This window comes from Clostridium sp. (assembly GCF_029267215.1).
Lineage (GTDB): Bacteria > Bacillota > Clostridia > Clostridiales > Clostridiaceae > Sarcina.
In genome coordinates, this window is the sequence record NZ_JARIDH010000081.1 from 58,151 (window position 1) to 80,078 (window position 21,928).

Annotated in this window: 19 protein-coding genes; 15 read left to right on the top strand and 4 right to left on the bottom strand. The window is 26.5% G+C overall.

The features are described from left to right. The first annotated feature begins 24 nt into the window (after positions 1-24). From Q1K13_RS12610 to Q1K13_RS12655, 10 genes are all read left to right on the top strand, one after another. A complete protein-coding gene (locus Q1K13_RS12610) occupies positions 25-849 on the top strand; it encodes a MerR family transcriptional regulator (RefSeq protein ID WP_300351543.1) in 825 nt (274 codons plus the stop codon). A 77-nt stretch (positions 850-926) separates the two neighbouring features. After that, a complete protein-coding gene (locus Q1K13_RS12615) occupies positions 927-2,267 on the top strand; it encodes an MATE family efflux transporter (RefSeq protein ID WP_300351545.1) in 1,341 nt (446 codons plus the stop codon). Between the two features lie 320 nt (positions 2,268-2,587). Continuing rightward, positions 2,588-2,764 (top strand): hypothetical protein, encoded by a 177-nt coding sequence (locus tag Q1K13_RS12620; RefSeq protein ID WP_300351548.1) that lies wholly within the window; start codon positions 2,588-2,590, stop codon positions 2,762-2,764. A 331-nt stretch (positions 2,765-3,095) separates the two neighbouring features. After that, positions 3,096-5,852 (top strand): type I restriction endonuclease subunit R, encoded by a 2,757-nt coding sequence (locus Q1K13_RS12625; protein ID WP_300351550.1) that lies wholly within the window; start codon positions 3,096-3,098, stop codon positions 5,850-5,852. 256 nt (positions 5,853-6,108) lie between these two features. After that, positions 6,109-7,653 (top strand): type I restriction-modification system subunit M, encoded by a 1,545-nt coding sequence (locus tag Q1K13_RS12630; protein ID WP_300351553.1) that lies wholly within the window; start codon positions 6,109-6,111, stop codon positions 7,651-7,653. Between the two features lie 12 nt (positions 7,654-7,665). Beyond that, positions 7,666-8,841, top strand: a complete 1,176-nt coding sequence (locus Q1K13_RS12635) for a restriction endonuclease subunit S (protein WP_300351556.1) — start codon at positions 7,666-7,668, stop codon at positions 8,839-8,841. A 132-nt stretch (positions 8,842-8,973) separates the two neighbouring features. Further along, positions 8,974-10,041, top strand: a complete 1,068-nt coding sequence (locus Q1K13_RS12640; protein WP_300351559.1) for a cyclic GMP-AMP synthase DncV-like nucleotidyltransferase — start codon at positions 8,974-8,976, stop codon at positions 10,039-10,041. Positions 10,042-10,124: 83 nt separating this feature from the next. After that, entirely contained in the window at positions 10,125-11,699 is a 1,575-nt protein-coding gene (locus tag Q1K13_RS12645) for a ThiF family adenylyltransferase (protein ID WP_300351562.1), read from the top strand. Then, positions 11,692-12,162, top strand: coding sequence for a Mov34/MPN/PAD-1 family protein (locus Q1K13_RS12650; RefSeq protein WP_300351565.1), 471 nt, complete (start codon positions 11,692-11,694; stop codon positions 12,160-12,162). Before Q1K13_RS12645 ends, Q1K13_RS12650 begins: the two co-directional genes overlap by 8 nt. Positions 12,163-12,358: 196 nt before the next feature. Next, positions 12,359-13,117, top strand: coding sequence for an SAVED domain-containing protein (locus Q1K13_RS12655; protein WP_300351568.1), 759 nt, complete (start codon positions 12,359-12,361; stop codon positions 13,115-13,117). A 215-nt stretch (positions 13,118-13,332) separates the two neighbouring features. Here Q1K13_RS12655 and Q1K13_RS12660 read toward each other — a convergent pair whose 3' ends face one another. The 4 genes from Q1K13_RS12660 to Q1K13_RS12675 all read right to left on the bottom strand — a co-directional run bounded on the left by Q1K13_RS12660 (position 13,333) and on the right by Q1K13_RS12675 (position 15,726). Beyond that, positions 13,333-13,734 carry a DDE-type integrase/transposase/recombinase gene (locus Q1K13_RS12660; RefSeq protein WP_366522634.1) on the bottom strand — a complete coding sequence of 134 codons (402 nt, stop codon included), beginning with the start codon at positions 13,732-13,734 and terminating at the stop codon, positions 13,333-13,335. A gap of 239 nt (positions 13,735-13,973) precedes the next feature. After that, positions 13,974-14,129 carry a hypothetical protein gene (locus Q1K13_RS12665; protein ID WP_300351571.1) on the bottom strand — a complete coding sequence of 52 codons (156 nt, stop codon included), beginning with the start codon at positions 14,127-14,129 and terminating at the stop codon, positions 13,974-13,976. A gap of 21 nt (positions 14,130-14,150) precedes the next feature. Beyond that, entirely contained in the window at positions 14,151-14,345 is a 195-nt protein-coding gene (locus Q1K13_RS12670; protein ID WP_300351573.1) for a helix-turn-helix domain-containing protein, read from the bottom strand. Between the two features lie 616 nt (positions 14,346-14,961). Continuing rightward, on the bottom strand, positions 14,962-15,726 hold the full coding sequence (locus Q1K13_RS12675) for an HAD-IA family hydrolase (protein WP_300351574.1): 765 nt from the start codon (positions 15,724-15,726) through the stop codon (positions 14,962-14,964). 383 nt (positions 15,727-16,109) lie between these two features. Here Q1K13_RS12675 and Q1K13_RS12680 point away from each other — a divergent pair, with 383 nt between their 5' ends. The 5 genes from Q1K13_RS12680 (at position 16,110) to Q1K13_RS12700 (ending at position 21,913) form a co-directional block, all read left to right on the top strand. Beyond that, positions 16,110-16,925, top strand: coding sequence for a helix-turn-helix domain-containing protein (locus Q1K13_RS12680; protein WP_498038049.1), 816 nt, complete (start codon positions 16,110-16,112; stop codon positions 16,923-16,925). A gap of 164 nt (positions 16,926-17,089) precedes the next feature. Then, entirely contained in the window at positions 17,090-18,316 is a 1,227-nt protein-coding gene (locus Q1K13_RS12685; protein ID WP_300351576.1) for a cyclically-permuted mutarotase family protein, read from the top strand. A 76-nt stretch (positions 18,317-18,392) separates the two neighbouring features. Continuing rightward, the gene (locus Q1K13_RS12690; protein WP_300351578.1) at positions 18,393-18,695 is read left to right on the top strand and encodes a hypothetical protein; all 303 of its coding nucleotides are present in this window, start codon (positions 18,393-18,395) and stop codon (positions 18,693-18,695) included. Between the two features lie 514 nt (positions 18,696-19,209). Continuing rightward, on the top strand, positions 19,210-20,631 hold the full coding sequence (locus tag Q1K13_RS12695; protein WP_300351581.1) for a carbon starvation CstA family protein: 1,422 nt from the start codon (positions 19,210-19,212) through the stop codon (positions 20,629-20,631). Positions 20,632-21,211: 580 nt separating this feature from the next. Continuing rightward, the gene (locus tag Q1K13_RS12700) at positions 21,212-21,913 is read left to right on the top strand and encodes an ABC transporter ATP-binding protein (RefSeq protein ID WP_300351583.1); all 702 of its coding nucleotides are present in this window, start codon (positions 21,212-21,214) and stop codon (positions 21,911-21,913) included. The last annotated feature ends 15 nt before the right edge of the window (positions 21,914-21,928 follow it).

Sequence of the window (21,928 nt, forward strand, 5' to 3'; positions counted from 1 at the left end):
GATTTTTGGAAATGGTGAGTTGAAATGAAGGACAGATTAACAGTTGGTGAGTTTGCAAAGCTTAAAAATATTACGGCTGAAACTTTAAGGTATTATGATAGAGTTGGACTTTTTAAACCAGAGACAATTGATGAAAACACAGGATATAGATATTATTCCATAAGGCAATATGAAAAATTAGGAACTATTTTAGAACTTCGTCAGTTGGGAATGAGTATTGATGAAATTAAAAAATACTTTGATAATAGGAATTTAAATCAATCTATTACCCTTTTAAAGGAGAAGTATGAGGAACTTAAGGAAAAAATAAAGGAGTTAGAAGCTTTAGAGAAAAGTACAAAGGAAAAAATAAAGCATTTAGAATTTGTTTCTAAGGTGAATGAATCTGATGAAATAATAATAAAAGAAATTGAAGAGAGATATATTATTACTTTTGACAGAGTTGGAAGAAATGATGTGGAGTTAAGTTATTTATGTTTAGGCTTAGAAAATGAACTTAATGAAATTGCACCAATAGTTGGAACTAATAGATATGGAGCAATAATAGAGCCAAGTTGTAATGATGAGGATATAAATACTTGTAAATCCTTTAAAGTTTTTATTTTTCTTAAGAGTAAAGAAAATATAAATAAAGAAAAACTAAAAATAATAAAGGGTGGAAAGTATGTCTGTATGTATTATAAAGGGATTATTTATGATGTTAAACAAAAATTAGATAAGATGTTTGAATTTATAAATAAAAATGGCTATGAAATTTGTGGAGATATAATACAAATTATACAAATAGATATAAGTGTAACTGATAGAAGTGAAGAGGAATTATTTGAAATACAAATTCCTATAAAATAAACCTTGACATTTGTGTTACACAAAGGTTTAAAATAGTCTTCGGCAAAAAGATTTAAATTTGAGGGAGGCTATAATTTATGAAAAACAATATATTAGGAACAGAAAAAATGTCTAGTTTATTTATTAAGTTTATGATACCAGCAGTAATTTCTATGGTTATAGCTGGAACACAAACAATAATAGATGGTATATTTTTAGGAAATTTTGTTGGGCCAGATGCAATGGCCAGTGTAAATATTGTACAACCATTCATGCAAATTTTAACTGGGTGTGGATTTATAATAAGTATTGGTTCTTTAAGTTTTATAGGGAGAAGTTTAGGAGAAGGAAAGAAGGAAGAGGCTCAAAATATTTTTAGAACTTCTTTTTTAGTCATTATACTAATTTCTATTCTTATAATGTTATTTGGAGAATTATTTAATAATGGAATAGCCATAGCTTTAGGGGCAAATGAGGAATTATTATCAGGAGTTAAAAGTTATATAAGAATAATTTCAATGTTCTCCCCTTTTATAGGATTAATGTTTTTGTTTGGATTTGTAAATAGAGTAGTTGGAAGACCAGACTTATATTTAAAAGGGATGATTTTAAGTGTCTGTGTTAATGTGGTTTTAGATTATTTACTTATAAAAGAATTTGGACTTGGGGTTAAGGGGGCAGCCTTTGCAACAGGTTTAGCTTATACCTCAGCTCTTTTAATAGTTATAAAACCGATGATTAATAAAAGAAACACTATAAATATATTTAAAGGTAAATTTAATAAAAAATTTATATGGCCAGTTATATATAATGGATCAGCAGAGGGAGTAGTTTCTCTTGCTTCTGCCATAACCTCCTATGTGTTTAATATGACATTTATGAAAATAGCTGGGGCAGATGGAGTGGCTGCATTTACAACAATAAATTATATAGGGCAGTTTGGTACACTTATAATGTTTGGAATATCAGATGGAATAGTTCCAATAGTAAGTTTCAATCATGGATATAGAAAAAGTGAAAGAGTTAATAAGGCCTTAAATGTGGCAATAAAATTAAACTTAGTAGTTGGAATAATATTATTTTTAACATTATTTATCTTTGGAAAAGAACTTATAGTTATGTTTGCAGGTGAAAATAAAGAAATACTTAAATTAGCAGTGGATGGTTCAAAAATATATGCAATATCATTTTTATTATGTGGATTTAATATAATAAAAGCTGGATATTTCACAGCAGTAGGTAATTCAATGGCAGCCGTAATCATAGCAGCCTCTAGAGGAATAATATTTATATTACTAGGAATGGCAATTTTACCAAGCTTAATTGGAATATCAGGAGTTTGGTTAACAGTTCCTTTCTCAGAAATAATGACAGTTTTAATTAGCGTAGGCTTAACTAAGCTAAGTAATAGAAATTTAGCTTTAGAAATGGTAGCTTAATATAGAATAATAGCTAAAGCAAAGAAAAAATAACTTCGCTTCTTAAAGCTATTATTATTCAATATTCAATGAAACTCTAAACTACTTATTAAGATGGTTAAAAAGTTTTATCTAAAATAAACACTAGTTTAAAAGAGATATATGTATAAAAAGAGTTGTATCAGTCATGAGTATTGATACAACTTTTTTATGTTTATAATATTTTTATGGTGAAATATTACTTAAGTTTATTTGATAAAAATATGATGATATACTAAAATTAGTTGTTAACTAAAGTTTTGATTAATAAAAAACTAAGCATGATAAGGTGGTATGGCTTTATGAAAAAATGTTTTTACTGTGGAAAAGATTTAGAGAAAGAACCAAAAGAAAATTATGTTGATAATAAGGTAGGATATTTTTGTAATGATGATCATTTCTATAAATACCTAGATTCATTATCAAAGGAAGAATACATAGAAGTACAAAATTCTTTTTGTGTATGTAGTGATGATTAATTTTGAAAATTGATTCTGTTTTAATATAATGTTTATTTTAAGTATCAGCAAGATAAAGTTAATTTTATAGAGAATTTATATTGAAAACAGAGCCTAAAATTTTAATAATAGAAATATAAATTATAAGAATAAACCTTCTTCACATTTATTGTGTAAGAAGGTTTTTATTTTTTATATTTAAAATATAATATGTATATTTTCTATTAACAAACATTATTGGTATAATATGATTATAAAAATAGATAAAAATTAGTTTAAAGTTTCTATATATTTTAAATGAGTTATTAAAAATGGGAATTTTAAACAGGTTATAGGGAGAGAGTTTTTAATAATGACTTATCAAAGTGAACATGAATTAGAAGAATTATTAATTAATCAATTAGTTAATCAAGGATATGAAAGAGTTACTATAACTGATGAAGTAGTTTTAGAGTCAAACTTTAGAAAAGTTTTATTTCAGTTTAACAAGGAAAAGTTAGAGGGAGTAGATTTTACTGATAAAGAGTTTGAGAGAATACTTATTCATTTAAAAAAGAAGAGTGTTTTTAATAGTGCTAAGATTTTTAGGGACAAGTTTATTCTTGAGAGAGAAGATGGAAATAAGGTTTATATAGAATTTTTTGATAGCAAGGACTGGCATAAAAACATATTCCAAGTTACTAATCAGGTAACTATGGAGAGCAAGTATGTTAACAGGTATGATGTTACTATTCTTATTAATGGATTACCTATGGTTCAAATAGAGTTAAAGAGAAGAGGGAAGGATTTTAAGGAAGCTTTTAACCAAATAGAAAGATATAGAAGACATTCTTTTAAAGGTTTATATAGATACATACAATGTTTTGTTGTTAGTAATGGTGTTGATACTAAGTATTATTCTAATAGTGATAAGGAGATTAAACTTGATTTTACTTTTTTCTGGAGTGATGAAGAAAATAAGAGAATAACTAATCTTAGAGATTTTGCAGAGTCATTCTTAGATAAACATATGTTAAATAAGATTATAGCTAAATATATGATTATTAATGAGAGTGAAAAAAATCTTATGATTATGAGACCTTATCAGATATATGCAGTTGAAGCCTTAATGAAAAGGGCTAAAGAAACTAATAATAACGGATTTATTTGGCATACTACAGGGTCTGGAAAGACTTTAACTTCTTTTAAGGCAAGTCAGCTTTTAGCAGATGAAAAAGACATTAAAAAGGTATTTTTCTTAATAGATAGAAAGGACTTAGATACTCAAACTGTTGAGGAATTTAATAAGTTTGAAAAGGACTGTGTTGATACAACTGATAATGTGAGAACTTTAATAAAGCAGATAGAGGATATAAACACAAGACTTATCGTAACAACAATACAAAAGTTAGCTAGACTTTTAAAATCAGAGAAGTATGCACATAGAATGGATAAATATAGAGAAGAAAAAGTTGTATTTATAATAGATGAATGTCATAGATCTCAATTTGGAGAAATGCATACAGCTATAAATAAGCACTTTTCAAAGGCTCAATACTTTGGATTTACAGGAACACCAAGACTTAAAGAGAATAAGAGCCAGGATGGAAGAACTACAGCAGATATTTTTGATAAATGCTTACATAATTACTTAATAAAAGATGCAATTAACGACCATAATGTACTTGGATTCTCTGTTGAATATATTAAAACATTTGATGGACAAGTTAATGAGTATGACGATGAATATATAAAAGCTATAAATAAAGAAGAAGTCTTTATGAATGATGAACGTATAGAGAATATTGCTAAAGATATAATAAAAAATCATGATAAAAAAACATCAGGAAGAAAGTTTTGTTCTCTTTTAACAGTTAAAAATATTTCAATGCTTGTAAAATATTATGATACTTTTAAATCTTTGGATCATGATTTAAAGATTGCAGCAGTTTTTGCCTATGATGATAATGAAAATTTAGATGGTAAATGTGAGCATTCAAGAGAAAGTCTTGAAAGAATTATAAGTGATTATAACAATATGTTTAAGGAAGAGGATTTAAACTTCTCAACTGATACTTTCCCAGAATATTTCAAGAGTTTATCTAAAAAACTTAAAAATGCAGAGATTGACATAGTTATAGTTGTAAATATGTTTTTAACAGGATTTGATAGTAAGCCACTTAATACTCTTTATGTAGATAAAAATTTAAAATATCATGGACTTGTGCAGGCTTATTCAAGAACTAACAGAGTATTAGATGCTACAAAGCCTTATGGTAATATAGTTTGTTATAGAAATTTAAAGAAGGAAACAGATGAGGCTATATGCCTTTTCTCAAAAACAGACAGCACAGATGTGGTATTAATGGAGAGCTTTGACCATTATTTAAATCTTTTTAAAGAAAAGCTTAATAGATTATATGAGGTGGCACCAACAATAGAATATATTGATTGTATGCAAGATGAAGTTGAGAAAAAAGATTTCGTGGAAGCATTTAGAGAGTTAACAAAGCAATTAACAAAGCTTAAAACCTTTGTTAAATTTGAATTTGATGAAAAAGAGTTAGGAATATCAGAGCAAAAATATGAAGATTATAAGAGTAAATACTTTACTATATATGAAGGGGTAAAAAATAGTGAAAAGACTTCTATATTAGTAGATATAGACTTTGGTATAGAGCTTATGCATACAGATAAAATAAATGTTAACTATATACTAAACCTAATAAGAAATATAGATTTTGACACAAAGGATAAAACTATAAGTGATGTGGAGAAAATCAAAAAATTATTAGATAATGCTGATAATGAGAATTTAAGACTTAAGTCAGATTTAATTAGAGAGTTTTTAGATAAGGTAATTCCTAATGCCACAAAAGAGGATTCAATAGATGAGATGTTTAATAACTTTTTGGAAACAAAAAGAGTGGATGAGATAGAAACTTTTTCAGAGGAAGTGGAACTTGATAAGTCTAAGATGAAGGAATATGTTTCAGAATATGAGTTTTCAGGAAGAATTGATGGTTCTGAAATAAAGGATAATTTAAAAGGAGGTCTTTTAAAGAAGAAAAGACTTTCAGAAAAGATAAAAAGCTTTATTGTAGACCATGTAAGGAAATTTAACTTTTAATATTTTATAACTTGCTATGTTTTAAGTTAAAATTGACAAAAGTTTAAAGTATAGCTTAGGTATTAAAATTATATTGGGTTTAAAAGTAATTTGAAGTAGAGAATTTATTAAGTATAATATTATGTGTAATATATATAAATAACTATATTTATATATTAGATTTAAACTTAAGAGTTTAAAAAATAGATATTAATAATGTAGTTTTAACATTGCACAAAATATATAGTAAAAAGTTAAATAGAAAGTAGGAAAAATAATGAGTACATCTGAAATACAAAAAGAGCAACAGAGTAATTTGCAAAGTAATTTATGGAATATAGCCAATGATTTAAGAGGAAATATGGATGCTAGTGAGTTTAAAAACTATATATTAGGTCTTATATTCTATAGATATCTTTCAGAGAATGTGGAAAGCAGAGCGAATAGGCTTTTAGAAGAAGATGGTATGAAGTATGAAGAGGCTTGGGAAGAGGAAGAACTTAGGGAAGCACTTCAAGAAGAACTAGTAAATGATATAGGATATTTTATTGAGCCTAAATTCTTATTCCATAATCTTTTAGCTAAAATAGAAACGGGTGATTTTGATATAGAAATTTTAGAGGAGGCTATAAACAATATAACTGAATCTACTTTAGGGCAAGAGAGTGAAGAGGACTTTGACCATTTATTTGATGATATGGATTTAAAATCAACTAAGCTTGGTAAGGATGTTAAAAGTAGAAGTGAGCTAATAGCTAAGGTTATGGGAAAAATAGCTAAAATAGATTTTAGATTTGATGATAGTGAAATAGATATACTTGGAGATGCCTATGAATATCTTATAGGACAATTCGCAGCTAATGCAGGAAAAAAAGCAGGGGAATTCTACACACCTCAACAAGTTTCTAAGATATTAGCTAAAATAGTTACAATGGGAAAAACTGACCTTAAAAATGTATATGACCCAACTTGTGGCTCAGGCTCATTATTACTTCGTGTTTCAAGAGAAGCAAAGGTTAGAATGTTTTATGGCCAAGAGAAAACTTCAACAACATATAACCTAGCAAGAATGAATATGCTTCTTCATGGAGTTAAATATAGTGATTTCAATATTAAAAATGATGATACCTTAGAAAATCCACAACATGGAGATTTAAAATTTGAAGCAATAGTTGCCAATCCACCTTACTCAGCAAAATGGAGTGGAAATGAAAAATTTTTAGATGATGAAAGATTTTCAGCTTATGGAAAATTAGCACCAAAATCTAAGGCAGACTTTGCTTTTATTCAACATATGATACACCACTTAGATGAAAATGGAACAATGGCAGTTGTACTTCCTCATGGAGTATTATTCAGAGGGGCAGCAGAGGGAGTCATAAGAAAATATCTTATAGAACAAAGAAATCTTTTAGATGCAGTAATAGGACTTCCTGCAAATATATTCTTTGGAACATCAATCCCAACTGTAATACTTGTATTTAAAAAGCATAGAAAAAATGCAGAAAATATAATATTTATAGACGCATCAAATGAATTTGAAAAAGGTAAAAATCAGAATGTATTAAGAGATAGTGATGTAGAAAAAATAATAGAAACATATAAAAATAGAGAAAACATAGACAAATATGCCTATGTAGCTTCCATGGAAGAAATAAAAGAAAATGACTACAACCTAAATATACCAAGATATGTAGATACCTTTGAAGAAGAAGAAGAGATAGATATAAAAGCAGTTCAAAAAAATATAAAAGAACTTGACAAAGAAATAGAAGAACTAAAGAAAAGTCTAGAAGAAGACTTAAAAGAATTAGGTCTTTAAGGAGGTACAGGGATGAATAAAAATGTACCAAAGTTAAGATTTAAGGGATTTGAAGATGAGTGGAAAGATATAAGTTTAGGAAATTTATTAGAGTTTAAAAATGGAGTTAATGCAGATAAAGAAGCATATGGAGAAGGGATTAAGTTTATAAATGTCTTAGACATATTAAATAATAACTTTATAACTTATGAAAATATAATAGGACGCGTTGATATAGATAAGGATGTCTTAGAAAAATATTCTGTTAATTATGGTGACATAGTGTTTCAAAGAAGTTCAGAAACTAGAGAAGAAGTTGGAACCGCTAACGTATATTTAGATGAACAACAAGCGACTTTTGGTGGATTTGTAATAAGAGGAAAAAAAATTGGAGAATATAATCCGATGTTTATGAATGGTCTTTTAAAATCAAGCTATGCAAGAAAAGAAATAGTAACTAAAGCGGGCGGAAGTACAAGATATAACGTCGGTCAAGATATACTATCATCTGTAAATATAAAATTACCATCATTACAAGAACAAGAAAAAATAGCAAATTTTTTAAGTAAAGTAGATAGCATAATAGAAAAACAAGAAAAGAAAGTAGAATATTGGAACTCTTATAAAAAAGGAATGATTCAGAAAATCTTTAAACAAGAAATAAGATTTAAAGATGATAATGGGCTAGATTATCCAGAATGGGAAGAGAAGAAACTAGGCGAAATAACAGATATAGGAACTGGAAGTAATGACTTACAAGATAAAGATAATAATGGTTTATATCCTTTTTTCGTGCGTTCAAAAAATATTGAAAGAATAAATCAATATACATTTGATGGAGAGGCTATTTTAATTCCTGGTGATGGAAATATAGGACAGATATATCATTACATAAATGGTAAATTTGCATATCACCAAAGAGTATATAAAATAAGTGGTTTTAAAAAAGGAGTTTTAGGAAAATATATTTATTTTTATATGAGCAAATTCTTTTTAAAAGAAGCTTTAAAAAACTCTGTTAAAGCTACAGTAGACTCTTTAAGATTACCAACATTAACAGGAATGTTAATTAAATTACCAGTATTAGAAGAACAAGAAAAAATAGCTAATTTCTTATCAAATATAGATAATATAATAGAAAAAGAAAATAAAAAATTAGAAGAATTAAGACAATTGAAAAAAGGGTTATTACAACAAATGTTTATATAATATTTTGGAAAAAATTATCTTTACTTTAATTGAATGGTAAGGAGGATTTTTTTTGTATACTTTTTTATAGTACGTAAATGATTTATGGTAAAATTATCTTATAACAATAAATTTATATGAGAGGGAGATAATATGGCAAATATTCAAAAACAATTATTAGATTTTCATGATGAAATTAAATTAGGCAAATACGAAGAGAATGCAACTTTAAGAGAAAAAAGAGACATTATAACTAACAAAGTTAAAGATGGGTTGGTAAAACATTTTGAAGATAAAAATGAAGTTATTCCTAAGATAGAGTTCCTAGATCAAGGAAGTTATGCAATTGATACTGGTATAGCTCCTAAAGATGGTGATTATGATATAGATGAAGGTATTATAATAAATTTAAATAAAGAAGACTATGATGATTCTACATATTTTAAAAAGGTTGTTAGAGATATAATGAAAACTCACACTAAAAAAGAACCAAAAATAAAAAATCCTTGTGTTACTATAAGTTATACAAAAGATGATGAACCTCAATATCATGTTGATTTACCTATTTATTTAAAATCAAGTGAAGATGATAATCTATACTTAGCATGGGGGAAAGAGTTTGCTTTAAGTGAAAATAAAAAATGGCAGATATCTGATCCTAAAGGATTAAATAATCATATAAAAAATTCTTTTTCAGGTGATGATAAAAAACAATTTAAAAGAGTAGTTAGATATTTGAAAAAATGGAAAGATGTTAAGTTTTCATCAGAAACTAGTGATGGGACACCACCTAGTATAGGGTTAACAATTATAGCAGCAGATAAATTTGAAGCTGTAAAAGAAATTAATGCTTTGACAGGAGATGAAGAATATAATGATTTAAGTGCAATGAAGATGTTAGTAGATAAAATAAAAGATTTATTTGAATATAAATTTTGTATAGATGAGTTAGAGTTTCTTTATACAATAAAATATGATTTACCTGTAGAAAATAAAGGAAATGTATTTTCTAAAATGACAAATAAGAAAATGAATTCATTTCATGAAAAAATTATAAAATTACAAGAAGCATTACAGTATGCAATAGATGAAACAGACCCACATAAAGCGTGTAAAGAATTGGCTAAATATTTTGGAGATAAACTACCTATTCCAGAGGCTGTAGAAGATAGATATATGACTGTAGGCGCAAGTAGTGCACCAGCATCAAATTTTGCTTAGGAGTGATTTTTATTATTTATAGTATATTAAAAAACAAACCATATATTAAAAATTTAATGAATGAAAACATAAATATTTACAAGATGGATTTTGTTTTAAGAAATGGAATTACAATTCCTTTGATTATGAACATAAATAAAAAAAGGTTTCCATTTGAATTACCTGAAATATATATTGATAAATCAAAGCAAGAATATATACCGAATATTCCACACATAACATCAAATGGTTATATATGCTATTTAGATAAAGAAGGCATAATATGGAGTGATGATTCTAATAAAGTTTTTGATTTTGTTTTTAGTAGAATAGAATCAGTGCTTTTACAAAATGAAAGTATTGAAGGAATACATAGAGAATTTCAATATTATTTTTTTCAGACTCCTAATAGAGATATTATGCTATCTGAAATTAGTGAATGCGATATTACTAAAAAAGTTAAAATAGCAATGGATTCTAGTAGTAAATTAAAAATAGTGTTTGATGATAACAAAATAGATAGAAGTATTTATAAGAAACTTCAGATTATTAATGCAATATATATACCTTTTGATAAGTGCTTAGATATTTACGTTCCAAATAAAACTAAATTTTGGACTAGCAGTGAAATTAATGGATTAATAAATAGATGTGTTTCAGAAGAGAATATTAAAAGAATTAAAGATTTAACAAAAGAAAATATCAAAAATTACTATATCCTTGATATATTATTAGCTGATGGACAAAAAATACTAGTTGGATTAATGTATGAAAAAGATAATGTTTTAGATAAGGGAGATATACCTATATTAGAGAATACAAAAGAGTGGAATATAGTACCTATTTTTATAGAAAGAATAGATGATAAAAAAAGCTTGATTAGAGGTGGAGCTATAACAACTGGGAAAGATTTTAGAATATTGATTATAGGATGTGGATCAATAGGAAGTAATTTAATATTTCAATTAGCTCAAACTGGATTTAAAAATTTAACTATAGTAGATTATGATCAAATAAGTGAGGATAATATATATAGACATTTTTTGGGAAAAGTAAGAAATAAAAAAGAAAAAGATAAAGCTTTACTCATGAAGGAAGAGATAGAAAGCAAATATGATGAAATGAATATTAATGCTATTAATGATGATATATTTAATTTGATAGAAAGTAACAAATTAAAACTAAGCGAATATTCATTGGTTATATCGGCTTTAGGAGATGTAAATAAAGAAAGATTATTAAATAAATACTTAATAAAAGCAAGTATTCCAACTATATACACTTGGGTAGAGGCATATGGTATTGGTGGACATGCTATTTTTATTAATAATCAAGAAAAAGGATGCTATAATTGTTTAATCACAGATGACTTAGGATGCAAAGTTAATTTTGCAGCAAAAAGTGACAGACCTTTTGTAAAAAACTTTGGAGGTTGTTTAGGAACATTTACACCATATGGTAGTATGGATGCAATGCAAACAGCAATAATTGCATCAAGAGTTGCCTATAATTATTTAATAAAAGATATAAAATATAATAGAGTTATATCTTGGAAGGGAAATAATGAAATTTTTGTGGAAAATGGATATAAAGTCAATGAAGCTTTTAATAATTTTAATAAAGGTTTTGGAGAAAGAGAAGATATAGATTTTCAGGGATGTGGTTATTGTAATGATTAGTTTTACTTATAAAGATAAGAATTTTGAAATTACAAAAGATGTAATAGAGACCTTGGTTTCTTATAAGCAAATTAAAAAGCGTTATGAAGCTGGTGGTATGCTTATTGCCTCTATTAACAGGATTGACTATAAAATTGAGATAAATGATTGTACAACTCCTTTAGAAGAAGATAAAAGAAGCTTTTTAGGGTTTAAAAGATCAGAAAAACACAATGAAATACTTAATAAAAAGTGGAAAGAAAGTAATTACAAGAAGTTGTACATAGGAGAGTGGCATACACATCCACAAAACATACCTAGCCCATCATTTCAGGATAAAGTGTCTTGGAAAAAGTTAATTACTAGAAGTGTTACAGATAGTGAATATTTGTTGTTTATAATAGTAGGAATAAAATCCCTTGAAATATGGGTTGGGGATAAAAATATAAAGAGTATAGAGAGAGGTGCTAGTTATAAATACTAAAATATTAGAAAAATTAATTGAAATGTGCACTTTAATAGTAAATAATCCATGGAAGAGTATTATTTTACTATTAATATTAATACTAATTGCTTTTATAATAACTATCATTACGTATAGAAAATCAAAGAAGATACAAAAAGCTATAAATTTTGTAACTAGCTTGTTTTTCCCTTTAATAAAAAAGGATGTTGTTATAATGGCTACATTTTCAAAGCATCAAGCTGTTTTTAAAAATGTTTTAGATGAGTATTCTTTAGTTGGCTATAAAAAGTATGAATTGAATTATATAAAAGAATTTAAAAAAGAATCTGAAATTGACGAAGTAACTTTACAGAAAATAATTGATAATCAAAATAAAGTTATGAACAAAATAAAAAAGGGTATAAAAAATAATGATTCTCTTATATATTTAGGATTTCCACATGTACCAATAGCATTTTTAGACGGTAAAAATTTTTCAGAAACAGATAATGCTATTTTATATGAATATAAAGGGTCATTAACTAATAGTTCTGATAAGAAATTTTTTGAGCTGAAAAAAATTTATAATAGTGAGATTAAATTTACTAGCAATTATAAGGAAATTAATGTGGTTGAAGATGAAGTCATTCTAAAAATAGAACAATCGTTTCTAATTAATGATATTGAAATTAGAGATATATTAGGTGATTTACCTATAATATATTTAAGAAATAATGAGATAGAAAGGTGGACAATAGAAAGCTATTCTGATGTAGATATAATAGTAAAGGAATTTTATGAAATATTAAAGTTCTGCAATAATGAAGGAATAAAGAAGATACATTTATTCTTAACAACACCTGTTTCATTGACATTTTCACTAGGAAGAATTATAGAGCATTACCATCCAAACATAATAGTTTATAATTATAATAATAATAAATTTGATTGGTGTGTAGATTGTTCTAAAAGTAAAGTTGAAAAATTATTATAAAATAGGTAGTTTTTTAATTGAGGATCTGGATAAAAAGAAATTAGTAAGGTTAAATTAGATAATTAAAAAATAGAAGTTCAATATCTAGAAGAATATATTTTAATTATTTTATACTATATATAGTTTACTAGAAAAAGAAAAATTAGAAGAATTAAAACAGTTGAAAAATAGATTATTACAACAAATATATAAGAGCTGAAAGCAACCTTTTACTATTATAGAAACTTTCTATAATAGTAAAAGGTTGCTTTTTTAGCATCTTCATAAATTTCATAGCTGTTTCTATAAATTTCTTCTTTCTTTAAAACAGTATGAAATGATTCTATACAAGCATTGTCATAGGGAAAACCTTTTTGACTAAATGATTGTATTATATTAAATTCATTACATATATTTTTCATATCAGTACTCGTATATTGTGAGCATAAATCACTATGAAATATTATTTTATTATTATTACCTATGTATTGAAAATAACAAGAATTTTTAAGTGTTGCAATAACATGATTATTTGTCATATTTTTACCTAAGGAGTATCCCACTATTTTCTTAGAGTGTAAATTAAGTACAGAAGCTAAGTGGCACCAACAATCTTTTTGAGTTTTTATATAATTTATGTCTCATGACAATTTCTCATTTATGTTAGTTGTTGTAAAATAACGTTTCAAAATGTTCTACAAAACTTCTTTAGGCTTTTTTCTAGATGTCGGTCTGTATCTTTTTATTATTATAGATTTTATTCCTAATTCTTTAATCAATCTTTGAGTTCTTTTTATAGATATATTAAATATATTTTTAGAAAGAATTATCTTTATTTTTGGAATGACTTATCTATACTTACTTTATTTATAATACTTTAATATAGCAGTTTTAAGCTTTTCATTCTCAATTTCTCTATCTGATTTTTAGGATTTATCTTACTATAATATGTACTACGTGGAACAACTAAAACAGAGCACCACATCTTTTTAACACCATAAGTTTTTCTATTTTCTTCTTTCATCCTAGCCATTTCTTTCTTTAATCTTGCTATTTATTTCAAAGTTATAATCTCATCTTCAGATACTTTTATTTCTTTGTTAGTTTTTATCCAGCCATTTATAGTTGATTTTGCTATGCCATATTCACTACTTATTTCTGAAATTGTCATTCCAGACTTATATAAATCCGATATCATTTCCTTATAATATTCTATATATTTTTTTAACTCTACCCATAGTAGAAACACATCCCTTCTCTAACTAAATATTATTTTACCTAGTTCTAAAAAACGTGTCCATTATTTTATACTAACACCATTCTGTTGAAAAGTTGGAAAAAGATTTAGAAAAAATCTTAAATTTATATTAATTGGGTTTAGAGTATAAGTTTAGAAGGTTTAGAGTATATTTTTAACTATTATAAATAGGTAAAATAGTATTTTAGTTATAGGATTCGTGAACTAGTTATAATTAGTGACTGGTTTAAAACCAGAGAAAATATAGTGGTATCAATGGGTGTGCTTAGTATGACATATTTTGCCTATTTCTATATATAAGGAAAAATAAAAAAATAATTAAAAAAATGATTAATTTATTAAATACTATATATATAAGTGAAATTATAGTAAAGTCCATCACTAACTGACACAAGCTAGTTATATCAAGGCTTTCAGCAATGACTGCTTTTTGAAAAGTAGTCATTAATAAGAGTGGAAATCCTGTTTGAATTTTAAATATTAACTTTTTATTATTAAATGGGTGAAAAAAGTAAATTAATATTTTAAATAGATGTAATATAAAATTAAGTGATTATAAATTATATTTTAAAGCAGACTATTCAGAATTACATTAAGTTTAAAATTTTTAGCTAATAGTAGAAAGAAGTCTAGATGAGCTTAAAAAATTAAGTTCATCTAGACTTCTTATTATATTAAGGTTTCTATATTTTATTTTTGTATAAATAAATGATTTAAAGCTTCTACATAATACAAAGGAATGTATTCCTAATCTTTCAGCGGCCTCACAATTTACAGGGTTATCATCAATGAAAATAGCTTCCTTTGGAGAAATGTTAAGTTCTTTAAGTGAGAGTCTATACATAACATCATTTGGTTTTGATAGTCCTTTTTGAGAGGAAATTATAAAGCTATCAAAATATTTTCTAAAGTTTTTATTTATAAATATCCCTTCTAAAGAAGGCCAAGCATCTGAAATTATTCCAAGTTTATAGTTTTTACTTAGTTTTGGAACAATATTTAGTGCATCATCAAAAAATGTGTATTTTTCATAATTATATACATAGTCTTTAGTTATATTTTCTAAATCTTTATCATTTAAGTTTAACTCAGGAAGAGTTTCAGAAAAAATTTTGTAGAATTTTAAAAAATGCATATATTCTTCAGTTTCAGTTTTAATAAATTTTTGGGAATTTATATATTCATAAGCTTTAGAAAATGCTAATTTTCTTTTGGAAGATTTTATTGAGTTAAAAATTTTCTTATCTACAAAATCAAAAAACTTAGGACTTATAAACCAATGTCCACTTTTAGAGTAGTTTAAAACTTTTCCTGAATCAAATAAAATTGCTTTAATATTATCTTTATTAAAATTTATTTTTAATTTACTCATAATAACACCATCCTTATAAGAAACTAACTTTTTAATTGTGTTAATTATAATTTTTAAAATGGGGGTTAAGCATAGGAATTTCTTAACAACTATGATGTTATGGTAATACATAGCTTTATTTATTACAATAGTTATATAGAAATATAAAATTTACTTGAAAAATAAATAATATATAGTTGAATTAAATTCAAGTTTTTATGTTAGATTATGTTTTAAGAGAGCGTGTTGATTTTATTTATTCCATAAGCCATACTTAATTTTTAATAGAGTTTCTATTGAATATTTAAAAATAAAGGCTAGTTTAAAAGAGAGATTTACATTAAGTTTAGGAAGGTGTAATTTTGAGTAAAAAATTAGATAACTTAAATAAAATAGATGATGAAATAAAGAATAAAATAGATGAATTAAAATATAAAGAAGAGAATCATAAAGAGTATATAAATCAAGTTAAATGTATAAAAAATAGCCTTTACAACAAGGCTTCAAAGACTTTTGTATATAATCTAAAAAAACTTATAGGATTAGAAGGAACTCAAAAGAAGTTAGCTAAAAAGATTGGGGTATCAGAAGATTTGCTCTCAAAATATAAATCTGGCGAGGCCTTTCCATCAATAGAAACCTTAATTTATATTTGCAGAGTATATAATATAAGCTTAGATAAGTTTTTAAGTAGAGAATTAAAGGCTGTAGATATTGAAATTTTAGAAAATAATAAGGAATTAAATGATGAAATATTTGAAGAAAAATATTATACATATTTCCTAGTAACTAATATAGGAAAAGAAGGGGCTATTCATGAGGGAAGAATAACTTTTAAGTATGATGAAGTGACTTTTGAAATTTTGGGAAAGGGAAAAGTGGTGAAGTCTTTTAAAGGAAAATATAATATTTCAGAAAAACTTATATTTTTCAATCTACAAAGTGGACATGATGGTATAGCTTATATAAATATGATAAAGCCAAATTTAAATAAAAATAAGTACATTGGTGGAATTGCCTTAATGATGTTACCATCAGATGCAAATAGTAAGCCTTGTGTCCAAAAAATATTAATTAGTAAAAAGTCAATTGATAGAGAAGAATATAAGTATGAGTTAAGAGAATTTTTAAGTTTTAAAGAGAAGAAAATAGAAGCAGGAAACTTAAAAATATCTCCCTGGGAAGATGAAGAGGTTTATGATTTCATAAGCAAGTTTTAATTGTATTTATAAAAATAAGTGACTTTAAGGATTATATAAGTTGATAGATAGCTATTATATGTTGCTTTGTATAATAAAATATATATAAATGTTCATTAAACAATTTAAGAAATCATATAAATTATAGAAGAAATATAATTATAACTTTTGGAAGGAAAGAAGTTATGAAAAAAGTATATATTTTGGGGCTTTTATGTATGTTACCTTTTACTATTTTAGGTTGTGGACCAAATCAATTTAAAAATGAAGTGAATAAACAGGTTGTGGATGAAAAGCCAAGTGAAACTAAAGAAAATGAAGATTCTAAAGAATTAGATGAGTATAAAGATTATGAAGAAGTAGATTATATTGAGTGGAAAGTTGCTGGGAATTTAGAAGCACAAAAGGGACAAGATAAGAATATAGGAACAGCTGGATTACTTCAAGGAAAGGCTAATGACTATATAGTTGTTGGTGGAGGAGCTAATTTTCCAGAAAAATCTGTTTTAGAGGGAGGGCCTAAGAAACACTATCCTGATATTTATGTTCTTGAAGAGGAGGATGGAATATTAAAACAAGTAAATCATACAACTTTAGATTATGAAATTGGATATGGAAGTTCAATTTCAGATGAGGATGGAATTTATTATATTGGAGGAAGTCCAGATAAGGAAGCTGGAAACAATGTAACCCTTATAATTGTTGATGATAAAGGGAATGTTAAAGTAGATCAAAAAGGAGATTTGCCTTTTACATTTAGTGATGGATTTGCAGTTAAGAAAAATAATTTTATTTATTTAGGACTTGGAAAACAGGATGGTAAGGCAAGTAATAAGATTTATAAATTTGATTTAGACACTAAAAAAACTGAGGAATTAGCACCTATGCCAGGTGAACCAACTAGAAACCAAGCTGTGGCTCAGCTTTTAGGTGATGATATATATGTGTTTAGTGGTGGAGATAAGATAGCATATACTGATGGATATAAATATAATATAAAAGATAATACATGGACTCAGGTTTCTGATGTTTTTGTTAATGGAGAAAAAATTTCATTATTAGGAGCAAGTTCCGTAAAATTAAATGAAGAAGAAATGCTTGTAATAGGTGGATTTAATAAGGAAGTTTATGATTATGCAGTTAAAAATTTAGGAGAATTAAAGGATGAAGCTTTAGAAGATTTTAGAGGTAAATATTTTAGAGCAGACCCTGAAGAATTTAAATGGAATAAAAATGTATTAATTTATAATGCTAAGGAAAATAAATGGAGAAGCGTGGGAGAAATTCCTTTCAATGCTCCATGTGGAGAAGCTTTAATCTTAGATGGTGACAATATTTTCTCAATAAATGGAGAAATTAAACCAGGTGTTAGAACAAGTAGAATGTATTCTGGAGAAATTGAGTACAAATAATTTTTAAAAGTATTATAAAGTGAAGGGAGTGTGATATAATAGTATAAAAAATTTAACATATTTGGAGTAGAAAATTATGTCATTAGAAAATACCTTTGAAAAAGAACTTATTAAAAGATGTGAAATAGCAGAAAAAGAGTGTGGATGCATTCAAAAAAGACTTTTATTAAATATCGAAAAGTTTGGAGCTTTAAGAACTGTTCAAGAGATTTTACGTAAGGGCAGAGTTTCAGATGGCTTTGATAAATTACAAAAAGCAAATCGTCTTGATCTTACAATGGAAGCTCTTATTATTGATAGCAAATACAATGAACTTTTCACAGATGAAGAAGTAAATGCTTGTCATGAGCTACTTTGTGAATATGGATATTATAGATAAAATTTTAGAGTGGTCTGTATCAAGATAACTTTTTATAAAACTTACAAATCTATAGATTATCTTCATATTATTTGTAAGTTTTATTATATTTTAATACAGACCTCTCTTTTCTATAAATTATGAACTATTGATAATATATGAGGAAATTACAATAGTAATTTATATATTAATTTTATATGAATTATTAACTGTTAATAAGGTATTATAAAGGATATTTCTAAGAATTAGCTAAAGTGCTTTAATTTTAATAATTGTTATTTATATAGATTTTATAAAATTAAAGTGTTTATATTAATTTGTTAATATTATTAAATTTCAGGATGATTGTTAAGTGATTAACAAATATAATTAAGATTTTTATTAATAGCATAAATTTTTCCAGTTTATAATATTTAAATATCAAAATTAATTTATTATACTAAAGAATATTTTAAAAAATATAGTGTATACGTTTACTAAAAGAGTTATAATTAACTTGTAATAATTAATTAGTTATTGTAAGGGGATGATTTTAGTGATAACATTTCTAATTTCACTGGTATTATTAGTTGTTGGATATTTTACTTATGGTAAATTTGTAGACAAGGCTTTTGGTACAAATGACTCTATAGAAACACCAGCAGAGACAATGGGGGATGGTGTTGACTATGTTCCTATGAGTTGGCCAAGAATTTTCTTAATTCAATTTCTTAATATTGCAGGACTTGGACCTATATTTGGTGCCATAGCAGGGGCATTGTGGGGACCAGTTGCTTTTATATGGATTGTTTTAGGATGTATTTTTGCAGGGGCTGTACATGATTATTTTACGGGAGTATTATCTATAAGAAATAAAGGAGTTTCAGTTTCAGAACTTGTAGGAAAATATTTAGGTGAAATACCAAGAAAAATTATGGTTGTATTTTCAGTAGCCTTACTTATTTTAGTTGGTGTAGTATTTCTAACTGGACCTGCGGATCTTTTAAAAAGTTTAACAGGTATTGATAGAAATATTTTCATAGTTATTATAATAATTTATTATATATCAGCTACTGTATTGCCAGTAGATAAAGTCATAGGAAAAATTTATCCTATATTTGGTCTTTGTCTTATAATCATGGCTATTGGAATAGGAGGAGGAATATTAATGGAAGGATATAATATTCCAGAGCTTAAATTAGCTAACTTCCATCCGAGTGGAGTTCCAATATTTCCATACTTATTTATAACAATTGCTTGTGGTGCCATATCTGGATTCCATGCTACACAATCACCAATCATGGCTAGATGTGTGAAAAAAGAATCAGAGGCAAGAAAGGTATTTTATGGCGCAATGATTGCAGAGGGTATTATTGCCTTAGTATGGGCTGCTGCTGCCATGTGTTTCTTTGGAGATACTGCTGGTTTACAAGTGGCATTAAAAGATGGTCCGGCCACAGTAGTAAATGTGATTTCAAATACTTTGATGGGAAAATTTGGAGCTATATTAGCCATATTAGGAGTTGTAGCTTGTCCTATATCATCAGGTGATACAGCATTTAGAAGTGCAAGACTTACAATCGCTGATACATTTAAAATAAAACAAGATAAGATTTCATATAGATTTTATATTGCAATACCAATATTTATAATAGGTATAGCTTTAACATTTATTGATTTTAGCATAATATGGAGATATTTCTCATGGTCAAACCAAACATTAGCAATGATAATGCTTTGGGCAGCTACATCATATATGGTACAAGCTGATAAAAATTACTGGATTACATTAATTCCATCATTATTCATGTCCTCTGTTGTAACTTCATATATACTTCAAGCACCAGAAGGATTTAGATTAAATCCTATGTTTTCAAATATAATAAGCGTAGTATTCTCAGCAGTACTTTTTGTAATATTTATGAGATATGCTAAGAGTCAAAAAAATTGTGAAGATAAAATTCCTGAATTAGATTAAATAAAAGGCTTTAAAATTTATTTTTACAATTCAAAAATTTATAGATTAATGGCGTAAAACCTCGTGGCTTTATGCCAGAGGTGGTTCAAAAAGTACTAAGCATCAAAAACCTTAACCTTTTATGAGTTAGGGGCTTTGTATTAAAAATTAGACTCTGTTTTAAACTAGTGTTGATTTTAGATAGAACTTTATGACCATCTTAATAAGCAGTTTAGAGTTTCATTGAATATGGAAGAATAATAGCGTTAAGAAGCGAAGTTGTTTGACCAGCGGGAGTTTCTTCGCTTTAGCTATTATTCTGGAATATTCAATAGAAACTCTCTGCGAAATTAAGTAGGTCTTAAGGAATATCTAAAATCAATATGCTATTAAAATAGAGACAATAAAAGTTTTCAAATAATGAATTTACTTTGAAAAATTATAGAAATTAAGGCTATATTGAAAACATTTTATTTTCAATATAGCCTTTAATATTTAGAGATGGTAAAGTAAATATACAAAGGGTTTATTTAATAACTAAGTCTTAGATAAGAGGAGTAATTTATATAACATTTAGATGAAAATATGGAGGGGAATAATTTTGGCATATATTGATATGAAAAATATATTTAAGAGATATAAGGTTGGAGAGAATGAAGTTATTGCCAATAATGGAGTTAGTTTTTCTATAGAAAAAGGGGAGTTTGTTGTTATTTTAGGACCTAGTGGAGCTGGTAAATCAACTATTCTTAATATTTTAGGGGGAATGGATAGTTGTGATGAGGGAAAAATAATAATTGACGGAACTGATATTTCTAAGTTTAATAATAGGGAATTAACTAAGTATAGAAGATTTGATGTGGGATTTGTATTTCAATTTTATAACTTAGTCCAAAATCTAACTGCAAAAGAAAATGTGGAGCTTGCAACACAAATTTCTAAGAATGGATTAGATGTGGACAAGACCTTAGAATTAGTTGGGCTTAGTCATAGAAAGGATAATTTTCCTTCTCAATTATCAGGAGGAGAACAACAAAGAGTTTCTATTGCTAGGGCATTAGCTAAAAATCCTAAGTTATTACTTTGTGATGAACCAACAGGAGCTTTAGATTATAGTACAGGCAAACAAATATTAAAGATTTTACAGGATTCTTGTCGAAAACTTGGTAAAACAGTTGTAGTAATAACTCATAATTCAGCCCTTGCTCCTATGGCAGACAAAGTTATTAAGATTAATGATGGTAAGGTAAAAAGCATTGAGAAAAATAAAGAGCCAGTTTTAGTTGAAGAAATTCAATGGTAGGGGTGAGTTATTTAA